The sequence below is a fragment of the Mesorhizobium sp. M0701 genome (assembly GCF_040320365.1).
Taxonomy (GTDB): domain Bacteria; phylum Pseudomonadota; class Alphaproteobacteria; order Rhizobiales; family Rhizobiaceae; genus Mesorhizobium.
The window spans coordinates 68,212-86,217 of record NZ_JAMYPO010000023.1 but is presented as its reverse complement, the minus strand read 5'-3'; the positions used below and the strand labels follow the sequence as shown (position 1 = coordinate 86,217).

Below are 18,006 nucleotides of genomic sequence, written 5' to 3'. Positions count from 1 at the left end.
GGAAGCGGCTGACCGGCGGGAACTAGCGTGTCCATGGTGGAACGACCACGCAAAGGTCGCCACACAGCGCAACGAATAACCCAGCGCCGTTGAAGGCCGGGGAAATCAATACCAACACGGATCGGAGAAGATCATGAGCTACGCAATTGTAGGATTCGGTAAGATAGGTCAGGCCCTCGCCCACGCCTTCGCCCGTAGAAACATCGACGTGGCCGTCGCGAGCCGCCGGCCGCCCGAGGCGTTGGCGCCGCAGGCTCGGGCGATTGGACCCACGGTCGTCGCCAAGTCGCTGCGGGATGCACTCGAGGCCGACACAATCATCTTGGCGGTCCCGTTCGGGGAGCATCGCGAGGTTGCGAAGGCTCTGCCGAGCTGGGAAGGCAAGACAGTCATCGACGCGATGAACGCGTTTCCAGTGCCTGAAGAGCTGGACGGCCTCCCGTCCTCCGCCTTCGTCGCGAAGGCGTTCACCGGCGCCAAGTTCGTGAAAGGTTTCAATCACCTGGTTGCGGCCACCCTGGCTGCCGATCCGATCGTCGAGGGCGGCCACCGGGTCGTCTTTCTGTCGAGCGACGACGAGGACGCGATCGCTCCCGTGGCGGCCTTGGCCAAACAACTCGGGTTCGCACCCGTCAAGCTGGGAAAGCTCAACGAGGGTGGCGCGCTGGTGCACGCGCGCGGCCGCACTTGGGGCCAGCTCATCTTCCAGGATTTGTTCAAGAAGGAGCAGTAATCGATGTACGACCATGTGACTTGGCCCGAGCGATATGATCCGAAAACGTCGGCCATCTACGCACTCAACGACATTGACGTGAAGGCGCCGCCTGAAGCGGTCTGGAAGCTGCTCGTCGAAGCCGAAAATTGGTCGAGCTACTTTCCCGCCGAGGATCAGGTCAAGATTCTGACGGGGGAGCCGGAACTGGCGCTCGGAACGCGATACAGCCGTGTGACGGTTGGATTTCCGATGAGTCTGGTCGTGACGGAATGCGAGCCCCTTCGCAGGCTCGCATGGGCGACGACAGTTGATGGCGACGAGACCGGCTCAAGCGCATACCATGGCTGGGTCATCACGCCTACGGACCATGGCTGCCATGTGCTGACCGAGGAAACGCAGCAGGGCCCCTTCTTCCTCGATGAACTCGGGCGCAAACATCCCGGCGCACTCTACCGGTATCACCAAGACTGGGTCGAAAGCCTCGCCCACGCAGCGGAGGCGGAAACAGCGAAGACGACAGTGGATTGATTGCGCTTCCTATTTAATTTTGGAGATGAATGAGATGAATATCGAACTCAAAGGCCGCAAGGCCATTGTTACCGGATCCACCGCCGGTATCGGCCGCGCGACGGCGGAGGGGTTGGCGCGTGCCGGTGCATCGGTCGTCGTCAACGGCCGTGGAAACGCTCGGGTCGATGAGGCGGTGCGGCAGATGCGGCAGGCCTTCCCCGGCAGCGACATCTCGGGTATCGCCGCTGATCTTGCGACAGCGGAGGGGGCAAAGGCCTTGATCGCGCATGCGCCGGACGCCGATATCCTTGTGAACAACGTCGGTACAGCACACATCCGGAGCTACAACGGCGTCGAGGATATCGCAAATATCCCCGATGAGGACTGGCTTGACCTCTTCCAGTTGAACGTAATGAGTGGCGTGCGCGCGAGCCGTCATTACCTGCCGCGGATGGTGGCGAAAGGCTGGGGCCGCGTCGTGTTCATAAGTAGCGAATCCGCAGTCAACGTCCCTAAGGAAATGCTCGACTATGGCATGACCAAGACCGCTCAACTCGCGGTCTCACGCGGGCTTGCCGAGGCGGTCGCGGGCACGGGCGTCACCGTCAACGCCGTCCTGCCGGGACCTACCCGCTCTGAGATCCTGGGCAACTTCATGGCGAAACAGGCTGACGCAAATGGAATCACGCAGCACGAAGCCGAGCAGGGCTTCCTGCAGGCGATGCGTCCGACGAGCCTCATCCACCGCTTCGCGACCACCGATGAGGTGGCCAACATGATCATCTACACCTGCTCGGAGCAGGCTTCGGCGACCACCGGCGCGGCTTTGCGGGTGGATGGTGGCGTGGTCCGCTTCGTCGCGTAGCAGGACGACCAAATTGTTCCGTTCGCCAACTCGGGTCCGCTATCGGCCAAGCTGCTGAAGCATGGCACGCTTAAGTCTACAGGGATCTGCCGCACGGCATGCGCACGATCCACGCATTGCGGGAGCACTCTGAAACTATGCGAGGCACGAGAACGTATTCAGCTACGGCGCCGTCCCCGCTGTGCTCGGCGGCCGTGCGCTCGTCTCGTTGGTCCCGCCCCGGGGCTTAGACCATGATACAAATCCACGGAACATGATGTCTATTGTCCGAGGAATTGGATCGGCGCTCCAATCCCAATCCAAAGCATGTGCTGTGAACGGCGCGGTGTATCGATCCCTTTGAGCATCTCTACATATAATCGAAGGTCTATCGCCGACCTGCAAAACGGCTGCTTGTTCTTGCAGAATCGCCCGCGAACTATCGCCTTCTATCGTTGACCAACAATTTCCGAATATATCCGACAGTACTCCAACCTACTCTACCGCACGCCCCCTCACTCCCACTCGATTGTTTTAAGTGATCGTAACGCATTGAATTCCACGCACAAATTCTTTCTGCACGCAATGAAGAACCGTCTCCCCGATCCGTCAGAAATTTGCGCTCTTGAATTCAAAAGAGAATTTCGGCGATTCAAAATCGGCTCGGTTTCAGCGACTATCGGCATCGATTGGTCGATTTTCGACATTCTTTAGCTGTGCCTTCACGATCCCGTCGGCAAAAAGACCGTCACGGCTCGCAAGAGCCTGAACGACACGCAGTTCCTCTCATGCCTTGATCCGTCCCGGACTTACGCCTTGGCGGCGTTCTGTGCAGCCTCGAATACATCGCGTGCGGACGTCGTACCCGCTACGTGCTCCGTAAGCACGTGCACCAACGTTTTCGAGTGTCGTGCAAACGCTGTACCCCGCCATCAAAGCCTCTAGCTCGCTAATGGCGGCTTCCAAGCCAGAAGGGACATCAATCTGACCGGCCAAAGACGCCCCGCTCCACCGAGCGGGGGCGTCTCCCCTGTTAATCCCTGTCAGCTTGCCGGATTGCGTGCCATGACGATCCACGCCGCGCCGTCGATCATCACCGACCGCTCGCCGGGGAGGCCCGCGAAGGCGGCACGAACCGCGGCCGAGGCGCGGGCGCGGATGTCGTCGGGCTGATCAGCGAGAGCGCGCGACAGCGGGCCGACCTCGAGTGTCATCTCCACCGCGTCGTCGATCGCCGCGTCCCGCGTCCCCCCCTCGCCGAACGGGATGGAGGCATCGAATGGCGCGATAGCGACATCGGTGAAGCCAGCCGCCGTTAAAATACGCGCCACCCGCCCCTGGTCGCCAAACGAGAACGGGCCGGGCGCTTCGGGATCGGGCGGCGCCGTCGGCGGGACGATGCCCTTGATCGCGCCCATCGGCAAGCGCACCCAATCGTTCTCGGCCATGCCGCGCCAGCAGACGAAAGCGACCCGCGCGCCCGGCTTGAGCGCACGGCGCATATGAGCGAACGCCGCCGTAGGATCGTCAAAGAACATCACTCCGAAGCGCGAGAACAGGATGTCGAACGCGCCCTCGGGCAACGCGGTGCTGCTGGCGTCGGCCACCTGGAACAGGGCCGGCGTATCCTGCGGCGCTAGCGCGCGCGCTCTGCCGATCAGCGGTTCGGATATGTCCACGCCTAGCACATGGCCCCCCGCGCCGACGCGGGCGGCCAGATCCAGACTAGACGCCCCCGCGCCGCAGCCGACGTCCAGCACGCGTTCGCCCGTGGCGGGCGCGGCGGCTTCGATCGCGGCCTGGCCGAACACCGCCATCATGGCATCGAGCCGGGCCTGGTAAGCGACCCAGCGCTCCCCGCTTTGGCCATTCCAGTCGGCTACCTGATAAACATTTTTCTCTGCCATGCCATATCCTTGTTCTGATTCTTTCTTTGCTAGGCTCTCCCCTCAGGGGAGAGGGGGCCCGCGTTCCGTGGCACCGGCCCGCAACCTTCAGAATATGATAGCCCGCGGCAACCGGAGAAGGGAATCTGTGCTCTCAAACCAGCATCGACTGCTGGGAGAAGATGCCCGCCATCGCGCCGTGCGATGATGCCGTGGTGACCGAGGGCATGAGGGGGTTGGCGAGGTCGCCGGCGGCGTAGATGCCGGGCATGCTGGTTTCGCGGCGCTCGTCGACCTTGAGGGCGATGCCGAGGGGCGTATCGACCGTGGCGAGGCCCAGCGATTCATGCAGGCTTGCGGACGGCTTGTTGCGCGGATGCGCGAACAGGATGTCGACCGCGACATTGGGGCCGGTATCGAGATTGACGGTGGCGAGATGGCCCCCGTGATGGGCGATCTCGGTGATCCGGCCATCGACGACAGGTATGTTACGACGCGCGAGATCGGCCCGGATATCGGGCGGAATGTCGTGACCATCGGCGAAGAGCGTCAACCTGTCGGTCCAATCGTGGAACAGCCTGACAGACTGGTGCGACTGCGGGCCGGACCAGACGAGGCCCCAATGCTGGCCGGCGACTTCAAAGCCGTCGCAATAGGGGCAGGGCACGATGGACGTGCCCCAGCCTTCGGCAAAGCCCGGAACATCAGGCATCTGGTCGGCGACGCCATAGCTCAGGATCAGGCGGCGCGCCCCAAGGCTTTCGCCATCGCCAGTGAGGACGGAGAAATCGTCGACGGCGCCGGAGACGCTGTCGGCCCGGGCATTGACCAGCCTGATCGTGGGATAGCGCGCCAGCTGCTGCCGCGCCTCGGCCAGGATGTCCAGCGGTGGCTTGTGATCGTGGCCGAGCAGACCATGTGAATGGCCGGCGAAGCGGTTGCGCGGCAGGCCGGTATCGAGAACGGTGACCTTGCGGCGGGCACGGCCGAGCTGCAGGGCGCCGGCGAGACCGGCAAAGCTGCCGCCGATGATGATGACGTCATCCATGGTGATGGGCTCCGTGTCGTGGATGGAGGGGGTTGGGCTGGGCCTGGCGCGCAATATCGTCCACCGATACGCGCTCGACACCGGCAGCTAGCAGGGCTTCGGCCTCTGCGAGAAAGTCGCCCATCTGTGTTGACCGGCCGGACAATGCCGCATTCGATATCGCCGGGCGGCCCGGGGAAACTTGATTTGGACAACAGGTTGAAACCTACCCACTGGCTTGCACATTTCCGATACTACATGGTATCGTAATGCATGAATTAGGATACTGTCAAGTACTGGAATTGTCGTGACCGTAAACAGCCAGGGCCGGCGCGGCCGGCCCGCCAACGAGGCGCTTGGCCAAACGATAGTCGACGCCGCGTGCGAACTCTTTGTGGAATTGGGTTTTCAAGCGACGACATTGGACAAGGTCGCCCAGCGGGCGAAGATATCCAAGCTCAGCATCTATCGGCACTTCGAGAACAAGGAGGCGCTGTTCAGCGCGGCCATCGCGACCCGCTGCCATCAGTTTGCACCACAGGCCCTTTTTGAAGGCGTCGACGGTTCGGCCGAAGATCAGCTCATGGCGGTGGGATCATCCCTGCTTCGCACGCTGTTGAGCTTGGACGTCCGCAGTGTCGAAGCCATGATCATGGCCGACAAGACGAATCAAAGGTCGTTAAGCAAGCTCCATTACGAAGCCGGCCCCGCCCATGTCATCGCCCAAATCGAGGCCCTGTTGCGTCAGTTGCACGCGAAGGCGGTTCTGAACGTGCCCGATCCTCTCCGGTCCGCCCGCTTGTTTGCCGCGCTTTTCAAAGGATCCGATCTCCCGATTATCGCACGCTTCGATCAGGCGAGAGCAGAGGACGACAACGAAATCGAATCCTATTGCCGGTCGGCCGTCGCCATGTTCATCGCCGCGCACGGTGGCAACGACCACGCGGGCGGATAAGCATTTGATTGCTCCGGGCAGCTTGGCCGGGACCGTGGTCTAGGCGCTTCGTTATATTGGGCCGGCGTTATATTGGGCCGGCGCGCGCGGCCGAGCTTGCACAGATCGCGGCACCTCATCTTTCTCCCAACGATAAAAAGACGCTCGCATCTACCGCGGTCCAAGCTCCCGCCTGGATGCGGTCGACGCTTCTCTCCATCGCAGATCCGGCAGCAGTCGGGACAACATTTGATAGGTGATGCGACGGTGCCATCCGACGATATGCGATCGGGTCCGGAACATCGATCGGTACCGCAGCCAAAGCTGAAACTATGTATGTCGATAACTAAAGTACCGTCAGCGCGGAAATGTCATGCTACGGGGCATTTTCGTTATATATTTCAAAGCGTTGACACACAGAAAAAGTACCGTCAAACCCTAAAAACGAATGACGGTACTTTTTAGAATGCTCTGTCGGATACGAAAAACACCGTCAAAAGTACCGTCAGAGTGATCTGCTACAAGCTGCGAGCCGCGCCAGGCGCTCCGATAAACTTAACGATTTCAATGACTTGATAGATTTGTCAATTCCATTGATAATGTGCCCTGGCTAGCAGTCTGCCCTGCCCGCAAATCATTGTATTTTCTGCGAAATACTACGCTAGGGCCGCCTATCATCGCCGTTTCCCTCACTCCCACTCGATGGTGCCTGGCGGTTTGCTCGTCACGTCGTAGACGACGCGGTTGATGCCGCGTACCTCGTTGATGATGCGGGTGGCGGCTGCTCCCAGGAATTCCATGTCGTAATGGTAGAAGTCGGCCGTCATGCCGTCGACCGAGGTGACGGCTCGCAGCGCGCAGACGAATTCGTAGGTGCGGCCGTCGCCCATCACGCCGACGGTCTGCACCGGCAGCAGCACGGCGAAGGCCTGCCAGATGGCGTCGTAGAGGCCGGCCTTGCGGATCTCGTCGAGATAGATGGCGTCGGCCTCGCGCAGGATCTCCAGCTTTTCGCGGGTGATGCCGCCCGGACAGCGGATGGCGAGACCGGGACCGGGGAACGGATGCCGGCCAATGAAGCTGTCGGGCAGGCCGAGCTCCTTGCCGAGCGCCCTCACCTCGTCCTTGAACAATTCGCGCAGCGGCTCGACCAGCTGCATGTTCATGCGTTCGGGCAAGCCGCCGACATTGTGATGCGACTTGATGGTCACCGACGGGCCGCCGCTGAAAGAGACGCTTTCGATGACGTCGGGATAGAGGGTGCCTTGTGCCAGGAAATCGGCGCCGCCGAGCTTCTCGGCCTCCTCCTCGAACACTTCGATGAACAGCCGCCCGATGGTCTTGCGCTTCTTCTCGGGGTCCGACTCGCCCTCGAGCGCGCCGATGAAACGGTCCGCAGCGTCGACCAGGATCAGCGGCAGATTGTAATGCTGGCGAAACATCTCCACCACGCCTGATGCCTCGTCCTTGCGCATCAGACCGTGGTCGACAAGGATGCAGGTCAGCTGGTCGCCGACCGCCTCGTGGATCAGCAAGGCCGCGACCGAGGAATCGACGCCGCCCGACAGCGCGCAGATCACCTTGCCCTTGCCGACCTGCTTGCGGATCGTCTCGACCGCGTGCTCGCGGTAGGCGCGCATCGTCCAGTCGCCTTCGATGCCGGCGATGTTGTGGACGAAGTTGCGGAGCAGCCTGGCGCCGTCCGGCGTATGCACCACTTCGGGGTGGAACATGAGGCCGTACATTTTGCGCTCGACATTGCCGAAGATGGCGAAGGGCGAGCCCTCCGATTTTCCGAGCACCTCGAACCCCTTGGGCAGGGAGATGACCCGATCGCCATGGCTCATCCACACCTGATGGCGCTGGCCGGGCGCCCACAGGCCCTCGAACAACGGGCTGTCCTTGGCGATCTCGACGAAGGCGCGGCCGAATTCGCGGTGGTCGGAGCTTTCGGCGACGCCGCCCATCTGCACGCACATCGCCATCTGGCCATAGCAGATGCCGAGCACCGGCACGCCGGCATCGAAGACGATCTGCGGCGCGCGCGGGCTGCCGATGTCGCCGGTCGAGGCCGGGCCGCCGGACAGGATCACCGCCCTCGGATTGATGCGCTTGAACGCCGCCTCGGCCGACTGGAAGGGCACGATCTCGGAAAAGACGCCGGCCTCGCGGATGCGGCGGGCGATCAGCTGGGTGAACTGGCTGCCGAAATCGACAATCAGGACGGTGTCGGGATGATTGGCTGTTTTCATGGCGAGCGTTTAGAGAAAGAAACGAGTCGGCGCAATGGGTTGTGAGGTCGCGCTTTCACTTCGATTCCGGTGTGTCGTCCTGAACGCCAGAGGCTTTGTCCAATGCATCAGTTTGCGTTGTATCGAGTGACCGCAAGGCGCCCATCAGCGCCGCGAAACGCTCGTGACCAAGGCGGGCAACATAGCTCCGTTCGATCTGCAGCTTGATGCGGTCGCCATCGCGCAGGGCGTCCAGGCCCTTGCGGGTGTAGCGCACAAGCTTGCCGCGACCGTCTTGCGGATCGGGCAGACGCTGCAACACACCTTCCGTCTCCAGGCCATCGAGTAATTGCTGAATCGCCTGCTTTGAGATCGCCGAGCGCTCGATCAGCGCCGACTGGCGCATGCCGCCGCGCGGGATGTGTCCAAGCAGGCCGGCACGCGCTTCGGTGAACCAGTGATGGCCGGCAGCGCGCATCGCGGCGGCGAACTCGGTCTGCCAGGCGCGGCTCGCCTGCCACAGCCGCCAACCTATGTGATCCGGCAGCGCTTCAGGTTTTTCGTCAAGGTCCTTGACCAAATTCTTCTCGCCCGATACATAGTCAAGCGTCTTGACTACTAGTTCACTCTAATTGGCGATGCCGGTCAAGACAATCGGCGACTTCAATTCAGGAGGAAATCATGGCAGCACTTCAGAAGGAAACCCTTGCAATGCTCATTCCGGGCATGACCCATGTGTTGGAACGAAACGGCAAGGAGGCTTACGTCTATTTTGAAAGCGAGGGTGCCGCGCACATGCTGCTCGACGATGGCGAGGCGCGAAGCGGGCGCTGGCGGATGCTCGATGACGGTTATGTCGCCGACTGGGACACCGGCGCGACCGGACGCTGGACCCTCGATCACGAGCCCGGGTCAGTCACTTACATCAATCGCGACAACGCCGTTCGCTTCAGGATGATCGGCGTGCTGTTCGGCAACGCTAAGAACCTGCCGCCCCAACAAGCTTGAAGTCGATTGCGCCGGAGGCGATCGCCTGTTCCAGCAGCTGAACCGCCGCGGCCAGCTTCTCGTCGATGACGTGCAGATATTCGGTCCAGTCGCCGACATGCCTCAGATCAGCTGCCCCGTCGGAAATGCCGCGCAGGCCGATAAGCGGCACGTCGAACAGCTGGCAGGCGCGCAGGCAGGCGAAGGTCTCCATATCGACCATGTCGGCGGCGATCGCGTCGTAGGCGGCGCCGGTGACGATTGCCGCCCCGGTCGACAGCGCCGCCGGCCTGATGCCTGGTATCCTGAACGGCAGCGGCACGCTGACAGGCAGATCGAGGAACGGCGTGGCGCCCTTCTCGAACCCAAGGGGCGAGGCGTCCATGTCGCGGTAGGCGACTGAAACGGCCTGGTAGATTTCCGTCTGCTCCAGCGTCCGGCTGCCCGCCGACCCGAGCGACACGACGAGATCCGGCAGCGCCATCCCGGCATGCAGCCGGGATAGTTCGGCGCCGAGCCCGATACCGGCCTCGACCGGTCCGACGCCGGTCATCAGCGGCGTGAACAGCCGCTGCAGGTGTGGACCGTATTCGGCCTCGGCCGCCATGACGAAGAGAACGGATCTGCCGGAGATCGGGGTGAGCTCACCAGGTGTCTTGCCGGCCATGATCGTCCATCCTCCCTACCCGCTCCTCAGCCCTCGATACCGTCGCGGCCGAGCACTGTCATCATCGTTCCGGTCATTGTGGCAATCAGCTTGGCCTCGCCATCGACGGCGAACGCATAGGCCTGGCCGTCGGCGACGATGATGGTGCGGCCAGGCTTGGTCACCGAGCCGCGGAACAGGAAGCGCTCGCCCCTGCCCGGCGCCAGCAGATTGACCTTGAACTCGATGGTCAGCACGCCGGAATTTTCGGGCATCAGCGAGAATGCCGCATAGCCGCAGGCCGAGTCGAGAGCCGTCGAAATGACGCCGGCATGGAGAAAGCCATGCTGCTGCGTCAATGCCGCAGAATAGGGCATTTCGATCTCGATGATGCCGGGCGTCACCAGCGTCAGCTCGGCGCCAATGGTCATCATCGCGTTCTGGCGCGCGAAGGACGTCCTCACGCGGTCCTCATAATCGGGAGCAGGAACGATCTTTGCTGCCATGGCCGTCGCCCTTTGTTTCTCGGCAAATCTTATTGCAAAGGCATTTATCGCAGAGGGGTGGGCGGCAGGCAATCGCAAATGCTGCACTGCAGCATTCGGCTTAGCCCTATATCGATGGCAACGATTCAGCCGGCCCGCCGCAGCGCGCAGAAGTAAAAGCCGTCGGTGCCGCTCAGCAATGGCGACAGCGAAATGCCGCCCGCAGCGCCAATGCGCATTGCCGCTTCGCGGCCCGCAAAACGGCTGTCCCAAAGCTGGCGGTGATCGACCGGGACAAAATCGGGATGGCGGTCCCGGAACGCCGAAACCTGGTCGCCATTCTCCTCGTCGAACACCGAACAGGTGATGTAAACCAGCAGGCCGCCGGGTTTGACGAAGTCCCTGGCGGCATCGAGGATCGTCTCCTGCTCGCCCTTGCGGGCGTCGAGCTGTCTTTGCGTCAACCGCCATTTAGCATCCGGCCGGCGCCGCCAGGTGCCGCTGCCGGTGCACGGCGCATCGATCACGACGATATCCATGTGCTTGCCGAGCGGCGCCAGTTCGGCCGGCTTGGTGACGATCTGCACATTGCGGTTTTCCGAGCGGCGGATGCGGTCGAAGATCGGCGCCAGCCTGGCCTTCTCGGCGTCGTGGGCGAAGATCTGGCCGCGATTGTCCATCGCCGCGGACAGCGCCAGCGTCTTGCCGCCGGCGCCGGCGCAAAAATCGAGCACCTGCATTCCAGGTTCGGCGCCGGCCAGTTCGGCCGCAATCTGCGAGCCTTCGTCCTGAACCTCGAACCAGCCTTTCTGGAAGGCCGGTTCGGCCTGCACGTTCGGGTGCCTGCCATCGCCCTCGATCGGGGGGATGCGGATGCCGTGCGGCGCGATCCGGGCAGGCTTGGCGCCGGTCTCCGCCAATTCCGCCAGCACCTTGCCGCGCTCGGCCTTCAGCGTGTTGACTCTGAGGTCGAGCGGCGGGCGAGTGCCAAGAGCGGCACCCTCTTCCACCCAGGCCGTGCCGAACGCCCGTTCGAACAGCGGCATGCACCAGTCGGGGATGTCTGCCCTGACGGCCGGCGGCGCATCGGCAAGCCGGCGACCGCCGAGCGTTTTCAATTCGTCGGCGGTAAGCAGCGGCGGCGCGAACTTGTCGCCCTCGAGCGCCTCGTTCAGCGACTGCGCCGTCTGGCCCCATTCGAGCAGCAGCGCGCCGAAGCCGATGGCGCGCGGCGTGTCTTCGCCCAAGAGCCAGCCGGCGGAACGCTTGCGGCGCAGCGCGTCATAGACGATGTTGCCGATTGCGGCGCGGTCGCCGCCGCCGGCGAAGCGGTGCGACAGGCCCCAGTCCTTCAGCGCATCGGCCACCGGACGGTGGCGCCGGCCAATGTCGTCAAGCACTTCGATGGCTGCCGCCAGCCGCCCGCCCAGTCTCATTGTCGTCTTCCATTACTCAGCAAATTAATTCCGGCCCTGCTCTTAGAGCTTTTCGTGCCCTGATTGAAACAGTTCTGTTTCGCCGACGGCGAGACGATCCATGCAAGGGGTGACGAATGTGGGTTGGTGCATCGCGAGCCGCCGCCACCAAGCGGGCGTCGGCATGCGGAACGAAACAATTTGATCAATATATTATACGTTTCTAATGTTCGTGTCCGGCGCTCACAAGCATAGCGGCTTGCGAAACTGCTCTGCTTTGCAAGTTTTCCGGTTGCGAATACTCTTTGCGCGGTGATTCGCGTCGCAGAAAAAGCGGAGCCGCGGGTCGATACGAGGAGAGGGCAATGAAAACTTATCTGGCGGAAGTTCTAGGCACGTTTCTATTGGTGTTCATCGGCACGGCTTCGGTGGTGACGGGCGGCTTCGGCGGCGCGCTGCCGCTCGGCCAGGAAGGTATCGGTCTGGCGTTCGGCATCGGCCTGATCGCGGCGGCCTATGCGATCGGCCCGATTTCGGGCGCGCACCTCAATCCGGCGGTGACGCTCGGTGTGTTCCTCGCCGGGCGGATGCCGGCCAGGGACGTCATTCCCTATTGGATCGCGCAGGTCATCGGCGCCATCATCGCGTCGCTGGCGCTGTGGATCATCGTCTCCGGACAGGTCGGCGGCCACACCGGCGGCTTCGGCGCCAATGGCTGGGACGTGACGAAATGGGGCGTCAGCTCGGCCTTCCTGTGGGAGCTGATCGGAACCTTCACCTTCGTCACGGTGATCCTCGGCGTCACCAACGCCAAGCACACGACGGCCTTCGCCGGCCTGGTCATCGGCCTGACGCTGGCCGGACTGCACTTCGCCATCATTCCGGTGACCGGCACATCGCTCAACCCGGCCCGTTCGATCGGACCGGCGCTGTTTTCGGGAACTGCGGCGATCGGCCAGCTGTGGCTGTTCATCGTCGCGCCGCTGATCGGCGGCGCCATTGCCGGCGTGGTCGCCAAGGCCGGTATCTTCGAGAAAGACTGACTTTCGAAGGCTTCATGGAAAAGGCGCGGGTCGAGGCCCGCGCCCTTTTTTGTTGCGTCGAGAATTCGTATGCTCGGATCAGGCCGCGAGGTCAAAACGGTCGGCGTTCATCACCTTGGTCCAGGCCGCGACGAAGTCCCTGACGAACTTCCGCCCGGCGTCGGCCGAGCCGTAGACCTCGGCCAGCGCCCGCAGTTGCGCGTGCGAGCCGAAGATCAGGTCGGCGCGGGTGCCGGTCCACTTGACTGCCCTGGTCTTGCGGTCGCGCGCCTCGTAGACTTCATCGGAGCCGGCGGCCGGATCCCAGATCGTGTTCATGGAGAGCAGGTTGACGAAGAAATCGTTGGTCAACGTGCCCGGCCTGTCGGTGAACACGCCGTGCTTCGACTGGCCAGTGTTGGCGCCGAGCACCCGCAACCCGCCGACGAGCACCGTCATCTCCGGCGCCGTCAAGGTCAGCAGCTGCGCGCGGTCGACCAGCATCGCCTCGACCGACATCGGCTGCTTGCCCCTGACATAATTGCGGAAGCCATCGACTTTCGGCTCGAGCGCGGCGAAGGACTGGATATCGGTCTGTTCCTGCGAGGCGTCCATGCGGCCGGGCGTGAACGGCACCTGCACGTCATGGCCGCCGTCCTTGGCCGCCTTCTCGACCGCGGCGACGCCGCCGAGAACGATCAGGTCGGCAAGCGAGACCTTCTTGTCCCCGGACTGCGAGCTATTGAAGCCCTTCTGGATGCCTTCGAGTGTCTCGAGCACCTTGGCCAGCTGCGCCGGCTGGTTGACCTCCCAATCCTTCTGCGGCGCCAGGCGGATGCGGGCGCCGTTGGCGCCGCCGCGCTTGTCGGAGCCGCGGAAAGTCGAGGCCGAGGCCCAGGCGGTCGAGACCAGTTCTGAGACGGACAGGCCGGAGGCCAGGATCTTCGCCTTCAGCGAGGCGATGTCCTGTTCGCTGACCAGCTCGTGGTCGATTGCCGGTATCGGGTCCTGCCAGATCAGCTCTTCCTTCGGCACGAGCGGGCCGAGATAGCGGACGGCCGGACCCATGTCGCGATGGGTCAGCTTGAACCAGGCGCGGGCGAAGACATCGGCGAACTGATCAGGATTCTGATGGAACCGCCGCGAGATCTTTTCGTAGGCCGGGTCGACGCGCAGCGCGAGGTCGGTGGTCAGCATCGCCGGCGCGCGGCGCTTCGAGGGATCGTGCGCGTCCGGCACGGTGCCTGCACCGGTGCCGCCCTTCGGCGTCCACTGATGGGCGCCGGCCGGGCTCTTGGTCAGCTCCCATTCGTAGTTGAGCAGATTGTCGAAGAAGTTGTTGCTCCATTTGGTCGGCGTCGTGGTCCAGGTCACCTCGAGGCCCGAGGTGATGGCGTCGCCAGCAATGCCGGTGGCATGCTTGCTCGACCAGCCGAGGCCCTGCGCCTCGATGCCGGCGCCTTCCGGCTCCGGGCCGACCAGCGATGCATCGCCGGCGCCATGGGTCTTGCCGAAGGTATGGCCGCCGGCGATGAGCGCCACGGTTTCCTCATCATTCATGGCCATGCGGGCGAAGGTTTCGCGGATATCGCGCGCCGCGGCCAATGGATCGGGCGTGCCGTTCGGCCCTTCCGGGTTGACGTAAATCAGCCCCATCTGCACGGCGCCGAGATGGCCCTGAAGTTCGCGGTCGCCGGAATAGCGCTCGTCGGCGAGCCACTTGGTTTCCGACCCCCAGTCGACGTCCTGCTCGGGCTCCCAGACATCGGCGCGGCCGCCGGCGAAGCCGAAGGTCTTGAAGCCCATCGATTCCAGCGCGACGTTGCCGGTGAGGATCAACAGGTCGGCCCAGGAGATCTTCCTGCCGTATTTCTGCTTGACCGGCCACAGCAGCCGGCGCGCCTTGTCGAGATTGGCATTGTCCGGCCAGCTGTTGAGCGGCGCGAAACGCTGCTGGCCGGCGCCGGCGCCACCACGGCCGTCGCCGATGCGATAGGTACCGGCGCTGTGCCAGGCCATGCGGATGAAGAGCGGGCCGTAATGGCCGAAATCGGCCGGCCACCAATCCTGCGAATCGGTCATCACCTGGTGCAGATCCCTGATCACCGCATCGAGATCGAGGCTCTTGAACTCCTTGGCGTAGTCGAAGTCCTCGTCCATCGGGTCCGAGAGGCTGGACTGCTGGTGGAGGACGCCAAGGTCGAGCTGGTTTGGCCACCAGTCGCGGTTGGTCCTGCTGGCCGATCCATGTGGGACCGGGCATTTGCCGGCGCTGTTGTCGTCGGTTTTCGCGTCCATCTTTGCCTCCGATTTGTTGATTGTCCGGGATTTTGTTGATTTTCCGGGCAGGGCCAGCGGCCGCGCCATCCTGGAATGGTTCCAGACTAGCCCGCCCAGCCGATAAAGACAAATTGCCTTTGCTGTTTATTCTGATAGGTTTTCCTTATGATCGGTTTGACCGTCCGGCAGATGCATTATTTCGAGGCGCTGGCGCAGACGCTGCATTTCGGCCGTGCCGCAAAACTCGCCGGCGTCAGCCAGCCGGCGCTGTCTTCGCAGATCGCCGAGATGGAGCTGCGGCTGAATTGCCGTCTGTTCGAGCGCGGCGGCAAGGTGGTGCGGATGACCGACGAGGCCGTGGCCCTGCTGCCGCGCATCGAGCGCATTCTTGCCGACGTCCGCGACGTCGAGGCGACGGCCCGGCGCGGCCGCCCGGCGCTGGAAGGCCGCTTCCGGCTCGGCATCATCCCGACGGTGGCGCCCTATCTCTTGCCGCATGTGCTGCCGGAGCTGAAACAGCATTTCCCGGCCTTGCAGCTGGAACTGCGCGAAGCCGTGACCGCCTCGCTGGTCGAGGACACCAGTTCGGGAAAGCTCGACGCCTTCGTCGCGGCGCTGCCCCTCGATTACCCGGGCCTGGTTACCGAGGAACTTTTCTCCGACCGGTTCTTCCTGGCCGTGCCGGCCGGCGATCCCGCCTTCGCCTCGCCGCCGGTGCCACCGGAGAGCCCGGCACTGGAGCGGCTGATGCTGCTCGAGGAAGGCCATTGCCTGCGCGAACAGGCGCTCGCCGTCTGCGGCAACGTGCGGCCGGTGGCGATGGCAAGCTATGGCGCGACCAGCCTGACGACGCTGCTGCAGATGGTGGCGCATGGGCTCGGCGTCACGCTCATCCCCGAGATGGCGGCCGGGCCAGCCAGCACTATCCCCGATTTGAAGATCGTGTCGTTCCAGGAACCGATGCCGCAGCGCACGATCTGCCTCGCCTGGCGGCGCAACAAGGTTCGCCACGACGAATGCGTCGAACTGGCCAAGATCATTCGCGGGCTGGATGCGGCGGTGCTGGCAGCGTAGAGCGGCGGTCAAGGATCCGGTTTTAGCCCCGAAGCCAACCCGCAAGCCCCTTCGAAGGAACGGCTTCAGTCCCTTTCCCAGGCTGCGAGCAACGGGCCGTTGCTTCCATAGACAGGGTCCTTGCGCGGACGGCCGACCCTGGGGATCGTCATGACTGCCTTGGCATGGTCGGCGGCGGTCGTACACAGGTCATAGGTGCCGGATGGAGGATAGGCGCCGACGACCAAAAAGTCGTCGGATGCGGAAAGACGCTGGTGCCCGGTGCCGGCCGGAAGAACCGCGACATCGCCGGCCTTCAGCGACAGCGTTCGTCCCTTGTTGCCGCCAAAGCGGACCTTCGCCGTGCCGCGCGCAACGCCCAGCACCTCGTGTATCCGCGAATGGTAGTGGACGTAATCGTAGATGCCGTTGCGCCAGCTATCGCCCCAGCCATTTGCTTCGAAAAGCGCCTCCATGACCGCCGCCGGATCGAATTCCTCGGGCAGCTTCACGGCGCCGCGATAGACGACAAGCGGCCAGAACGGATGGTTGGGCACCAGGCCATCATCCCTAAACCGAAACGCATTCGCTTTGCGCGGCCTCAGGAGATCGGCGACCTCTCGCCGGCCCGGTTTGGCGGCACCGGTGACCTGCTCGACAGCTTTCTTCGTGGTTTGCAGAATGCTCATGGCGTGGCCTTGGGTTGGTGGGGAGCTTCATGCCGGTTTAACCGGCTGCACGGCGCTCGGTTCCGCTGAGGGCAGAGATCTGCGATCTGTGCGGTCGGCATTTGACGTCCGGGCACATCGAAGCCGCCCAAGTTTCAAGACTTGAACACCGCAAGCATGTGAAGATCCAATCGGTCCCGCAGCTGTGTCGTCCCATGGCACGGATGAGACGATACACTGTTTACCACAGCGCTCGCGACAGCTCGCGAAACGGGCGACCCGCAGAGGCTTTTTTCGTGTTATGATGCACCTGCAACGCGCGTAATCTCGACCTCGGCAATATGGCAAAGGTCGAAAGCAATTTTTGCCCTGGCGTCGCCCAGCATGGACTCAACTCCGGATGGCTGGGTGTGCTTATCCGGGGCGAGGAGGTTGTCCATGTCCACGAGTAATGTCGAACGCCCGCTGCAGCCGGGCGACCGGGCGCCGAATATTATTCTCGATGCGATCTCCCGCGAAGGCAAAATCGCGCTCACTGATTTTCGAGGTCGTAGCCCATTGTTGATCGGCTTGTTTCGAGGCCTGCACTGTGCGTTCTGCCGGCGCAATGTCGCGGCAATGGCGCAACTCAAGCCGGCTCTGGCTGAGAAAGGCGTCGAATGCCTGGCGGTCGTCAATACGCCGGTAGAGCGGGCACGGCTCTATTTCCGTTACCATCCGACACCCGATCTTCTCGCCGCGTCCGACCCGGAGCGGGCCTCGCACCGTGCTTTCGGCTTGCGCGAGATCGGGATGGACAAGGTCATGGGGATCCGTATCGATCTCCCGGGTGAGTTGCCCGAGCCTATGGACCCCATCGCAATAAACGAGTTGCTCAACAAGAAGGAGGGGTATGAGATTACGGAAGCCGATCAGCAAATGATGGCTTCCGCTAAGGAGCTGCTGGTTGGTCAGTTTCTCATCGACCGAGGCGGCATTGTACGCTGGAGCTTCACTGAAGTTCTGGAGGCTGGCCTCAATACCCCCAAGGCGCCGAATCCGGAGGAATTGATGTCAGCGGCTTCCCAAGTTGCACATTAATGGGCTGCGGAAATAGGCGGCTGACAACTCGCTCGACGACCGCGCCCTTCCCGCTCACTACCGGGGAAAGGCCGTTCTGGGTCAAAACCTGAAGATCGTGGATAACCGCTTCGCGCCCGATCTCGGCCGTAGAGATCAGCTTCTCCGCGTCCTGAAAGCAGACATCGCAAGCGAGGACTCCGGAGGTCGCGGTTGCGCCCTCAAAGCCCCGCCCGGTCGACCA

17 protein-coding genes and 1 pseudogene are annotated in these 18,006 nt (G+C 63.0%); 9 read left to right on the top strand and 9 right to left on the bottom strand.

The window, feature by feature from the left end:
* The first annotated feature begins 133 nt into the window (after positions 1 to 133).
* The 4 genes and pseudogenes from NKI24_RS21230 to NKI24_RS21215 all read left to right on the top strand — a co-directional run.
* Positions 134 to 733 (top strand): NADPH-dependent F420 reductase, encoded by a 600-nt coding sequence (locus NKI24_RS21230; protein ID WP_352748026.1) that lies wholly within the window; start codon positions 134 to 136, stop codon positions 731 to 733.
* 3 nt (positions 734 to 736) lie between these two features.
* Complete coding sequence (locus tag NKI24_RS21225) at positions 737 to 1,243, top strand: SRPBCC domain-containing protein (protein WP_352450990.1); 507 nt, start codon at positions 737 to 739, stop codon at positions 1,241 to 1,243.
* Positions 1,244 to 1,277: 34 nt separating this feature from the next.
* Positions 1,278 to 2,090 carry an SDR family NAD(P)-dependent oxidoreductase gene (locus tag NKI24_RS21220; RefSeq protein WP_352450989.1) on the top strand — a complete coding sequence of 271 codons (813 nt, stop codon included), beginning with the start codon at positions 1,278 to 1,280 and terminating at the stop codon, positions 2,088 to 2,090.
* Positions 2,091 to 2,093: 3 nt separating this feature from the next.
* Positions 2,094 to 2,206: pseudogene (locus tag NKI24_RS21215) on the top strand (alpha/beta fold hydrolase); the annotation flags it as partial.
* A gap of 906 nt (positions 2,207 to 3,112) precedes the next feature.
* On the opposite strand, the gene NKI24_RS21210 reads toward NKI24_RS21215, so the two are convergent.
* Positions 3,113 to 3,976, bottom strand: a complete 864-nt coding sequence (locus NKI24_RS21210) for a class I SAM-dependent methyltransferase (RefSeq protein ID WP_023676202.1) — start codon at positions 3,974 to 3,976, stop codon at positions 3,113 to 3,115.
* A 133-nt stretch (positions 3,977 to 4,109) separates the two neighbouring features.
* Positions 4,110 to 5,003: an NAD(P)/FAD-dependent oxidoreductase gene (locus NKI24_RS21205; RefSeq protein ID WP_352744017.1), complete on the bottom strand. Its 894-nt coding sequence runs from the start codon at positions 5,001 to 5,003 to the stop codon at positions 4,110 to 4,112.
* Between the two features lie 286 nt (positions 5,004 to 5,289).
* Between NKI24_RS21205 and NKI24_RS21200 the strand changes: the two genes are divergently transcribed.
* Entirely contained in the window at positions 5,290 to 5,937 is a 648-nt protein-coding gene (locus NKI24_RS21200; protein ID WP_352748022.1) for a TetR/AcrR family transcriptional regulator, read from the top strand.
* 668 nt (positions 5,938 to 6,605) lie between these two features.
* On the opposite strand, the gene guaA is transcribed toward NKI24_RS21200, so the two are convergent.
* Positions 6,606 to 8,168: a glutamine-hydrolyzing GMP synthase gene (gene guaA, locus NKI24_RS21190; RefSeq protein ID WP_352748019.1), complete on the bottom strand. Its 1,563-nt coding sequence runs from the start codon at positions 8,166 to 8,168 to the stop codon at positions 6,606 to 6,608.
* A 55-nt stretch (positions 8,169 to 8,223) separates the two neighbouring features.
* Positions 8,224 to 8,727 carry a MarR family winged helix-turn-helix transcriptional regulator gene (locus tag NKI24_RS21185; protein ID WP_352748016.1) on the bottom strand — a complete coding sequence of 168 codons (504 nt, stop codon included), beginning with the start codon at positions 8,725 to 8,727 and terminating at the stop codon, positions 8,224 to 8,226.
* Positions 8,728 to 8,828: 101 nt separating this feature from the next.
* On the opposite strand from NKI24_RS21185, the gene NKI24_RS21180 reads away from it, so the two are divergent.
* On the top strand, positions 8,829 to 9,155 hold the full coding sequence (locus tag NKI24_RS21180; RefSeq protein WP_352457583.1) for a hypothetical protein: 327 nt from the start codon (positions 8,829 to 8,831) through the stop codon (positions 9,153 to 9,155).
* Here NKI24_RS21180 and NKI24_RS21175 read toward each other — a convergent pair.
* The 3 genes from NKI24_RS21175 to NKI24_RS21165 form a co-directional block, all read right to left on the bottom strand.
* Complete coding sequence (locus tag NKI24_RS21175; protein ID WP_352450983.1) at positions 9,127 to 9,801, bottom strand: 5'-methylthioadenosine/S-adenosylhomocysteine nucleosidase; 675 nt, start codon at positions 9,799 to 9,801, stop codon at positions 9,127 to 9,129. The genes NKI24_RS21180 and NKI24_RS21175 overlap by 29 nt on opposite strands.
* Positions 9,802 to 9,827: 26 nt before the next feature.
* Positions 9,828 to 10,286 (bottom strand): PaaI family thioesterase, encoded by a 459-nt coding sequence (locus NKI24_RS21170; RefSeq protein WP_023677140.1) that lies wholly within the window; start codon positions 10,284 to 10,286, stop codon positions 9,828 to 9,830.
* Positions 10,287 to 10,411: 125 nt separating this feature from the next.
* Positions 10,412 to 11,701, bottom strand: coding sequence for an RsmB/NOP family class I SAM-dependent RNA methyltransferase (locus NKI24_RS21165; protein ID WP_352748014.1), 1,290 nt, complete (start codon positions 11,699 to 11,701; stop codon positions 10,412 to 10,414).
* Between the two features lie 344 nt (positions 11,702 to 12,045).
* Between NKI24_RS21165 and NKI24_RS21160 the strand changes: the two genes are divergently transcribed.
* The gene (locus NKI24_RS21160) at positions 12,046 to 12,723 is read left to right on the top strand and encodes an MIP/aquaporin family protein (protein ID WP_023677138.1); all 678 of its coding nucleotides are present in this window, start codon (positions 12,046 to 12,048) and stop codon (positions 12,721 to 12,723) included.
* A gap of 78 nt (positions 12,724 to 12,801) precedes the next feature.
* Here the strand turns inward: NKI24_RS21160 and katG are convergent, their stop codons facing one another.
* On the bottom strand, positions 12,802 to 15,000 hold the full coding sequence (gene katG, locus NKI24_RS21155; protein WP_352748011.1) for a catalase/peroxidase HPI: 2,199 nt from the start codon (positions 14,998 to 15,000) through the stop codon (positions 12,802 to 12,804).
* 147 nt (positions 15,001 to 15,147) lie between these two features.
* Between katG and NKI24_RS21150 the strand changes: the two genes are divergently transcribed.
* Positions 15,148 to 16,056 carry a hydrogen peroxide-inducible genes activator gene (locus tag NKI24_RS21150; RefSeq protein ID WP_352748008.1) on the top strand — a complete coding sequence of 303 codons (909 nt, stop codon included), beginning with the start codon at positions 15,148 to 15,150 and terminating at the stop codon, positions 16,054 to 16,056.
* Between the two features lie 65 nt (positions 16,057 to 16,121).
* Here the strand turns inward: NKI24_RS21150 and NKI24_RS21145 are convergent, their stop codons facing one another.
* Positions 16,122 to 16,724, bottom strand: a complete 603-nt coding sequence (locus NKI24_RS21145; RefSeq protein WP_352748006.1) for a cupin domain-containing protein — start codon at positions 16,722 to 16,724, stop codon at positions 16,122 to 16,124.
* A gap of 417 nt (positions 16,725 to 17,141) precedes the next feature.
* Between NKI24_RS21145 and NKI24_RS21140 the strand changes: the two genes are divergently transcribed.
* The gene (locus tag NKI24_RS21140; protein WP_352593740.1) at positions 17,142 to 17,783 is read left to right on the top strand and encodes a peroxiredoxin-like family protein; all 642 of its coding nucleotides are present in this window, start codon (positions 17,142 to 17,144) and stop codon (positions 17,781 to 17,783) included.
* The last annotated feature ends 223 nt before the right edge of the window (positions 17,784 to 18,006 follow it).

Excerpts from the sequence above, each read along its gene's own strand:
- NKI24_RS21165 (WP_352748014.1), bottom strand. The coding sequence starts at position 11,701 with ATGAGACTGGGCGGGCGGCTGGCGGCAGCCATCGAAGTGCTTGACGAC.
- NKI24_RS21180 (WP_352457583.1), top strand. The coding sequence starts at position 8,829 with ATGGCAGCACTTCAGAAGGAAACCCTTGCAATGCTCATTCCGGGCATG.
- katG (WP_352748011.1), bottom strand. The coding sequence starts at position 15,000 with ATGGACGCGAAAACCGACGACAACAGCGCCGGCAAATGCCCGGTCCCA.
- NKI24_RS21205 (WP_352744017.1), bottom strand. The coding sequence starts at position 5,003 with ATGGATGACGTCATCATCATCGGCGGCAGCTTTGCCGGTCTCGCCGGC.
- NKI24_RS21150 (WP_352748008.1), top strand. The coding sequence starts at position 15,148 with ATGATCGGTTTGACCGTCCGGCAGATGCATTATTTCGAGGCGCTGGCG.
- NKI24_RS21160 (WP_023677138.1), top strand. The coding sequence starts at position 12,046 with ATGAAAACTTATCTGGCGGAAGTTCTAGGCACGTTTCTATTGGTGTTC.
- guaA (WP_352748019.1), bottom strand. The coding sequence starts at position 8,168 with ATGAAAACAGCCAATCATCCCGACACCGTCCTGATTGTCGATTTCGGC.
- NKI24_RS21230 (WP_352748026.1), top strand. The coding sequence starts at position 134 with ATGAGCTACGCAATTGTAGGATTCGGTAAGATAGGTCAGGCCCTCGCC.
- NKI24_RS21220 (WP_352450989.1), top strand. The coding sequence starts at position 1,278 with ATGAATATCGAACTCAAAGGCCGCAAGGCCATTGTTACCGGATCCACC.
- NKI24_RS21140 (WP_352593740.1), top strand. The coding sequence starts at position 17,142 with ATGTCCACGAGTAATGTCGAACGCCCGCTGCAGCCGGGCGACCGGGCG.
- NKI24_RS21225 (WP_352450990.1), top strand. The coding sequence starts at position 737 with ATGTACGACCATGTGACTTGGCCCGAGCGATATGATCCGAAAACGTCG.
- NKI24_RS21175 (WP_352450983.1), bottom strand. The coding sequence starts at position 9,801 with ATGGCCGGCAAGACACCTGGTGAGCTCACCCCGATCTCCGGCAGATCC.
- NKI24_RS21210 (WP_023676202.1), bottom strand. The coding sequence starts at position 3,976 with ATGGCAGAGAAAAATGTTTATCAGGTAGCCGACTGGAATGGCCAAAGC.
- NKI24_RS21145 (WP_352748006.1), bottom strand. The coding sequence starts at position 16,724 with ATGAGCATTCTGCAAACCACGAAGAAAGCTGTCGAGCAGGTCACCGGT.
- NKI24_RS21170 (WP_023677140.1), bottom strand. The coding sequence starts at position 10,286 with ATGGCAGCAAAGATCGTTCCTGCTCCCGATTATGAGGACCGCGTGAGG.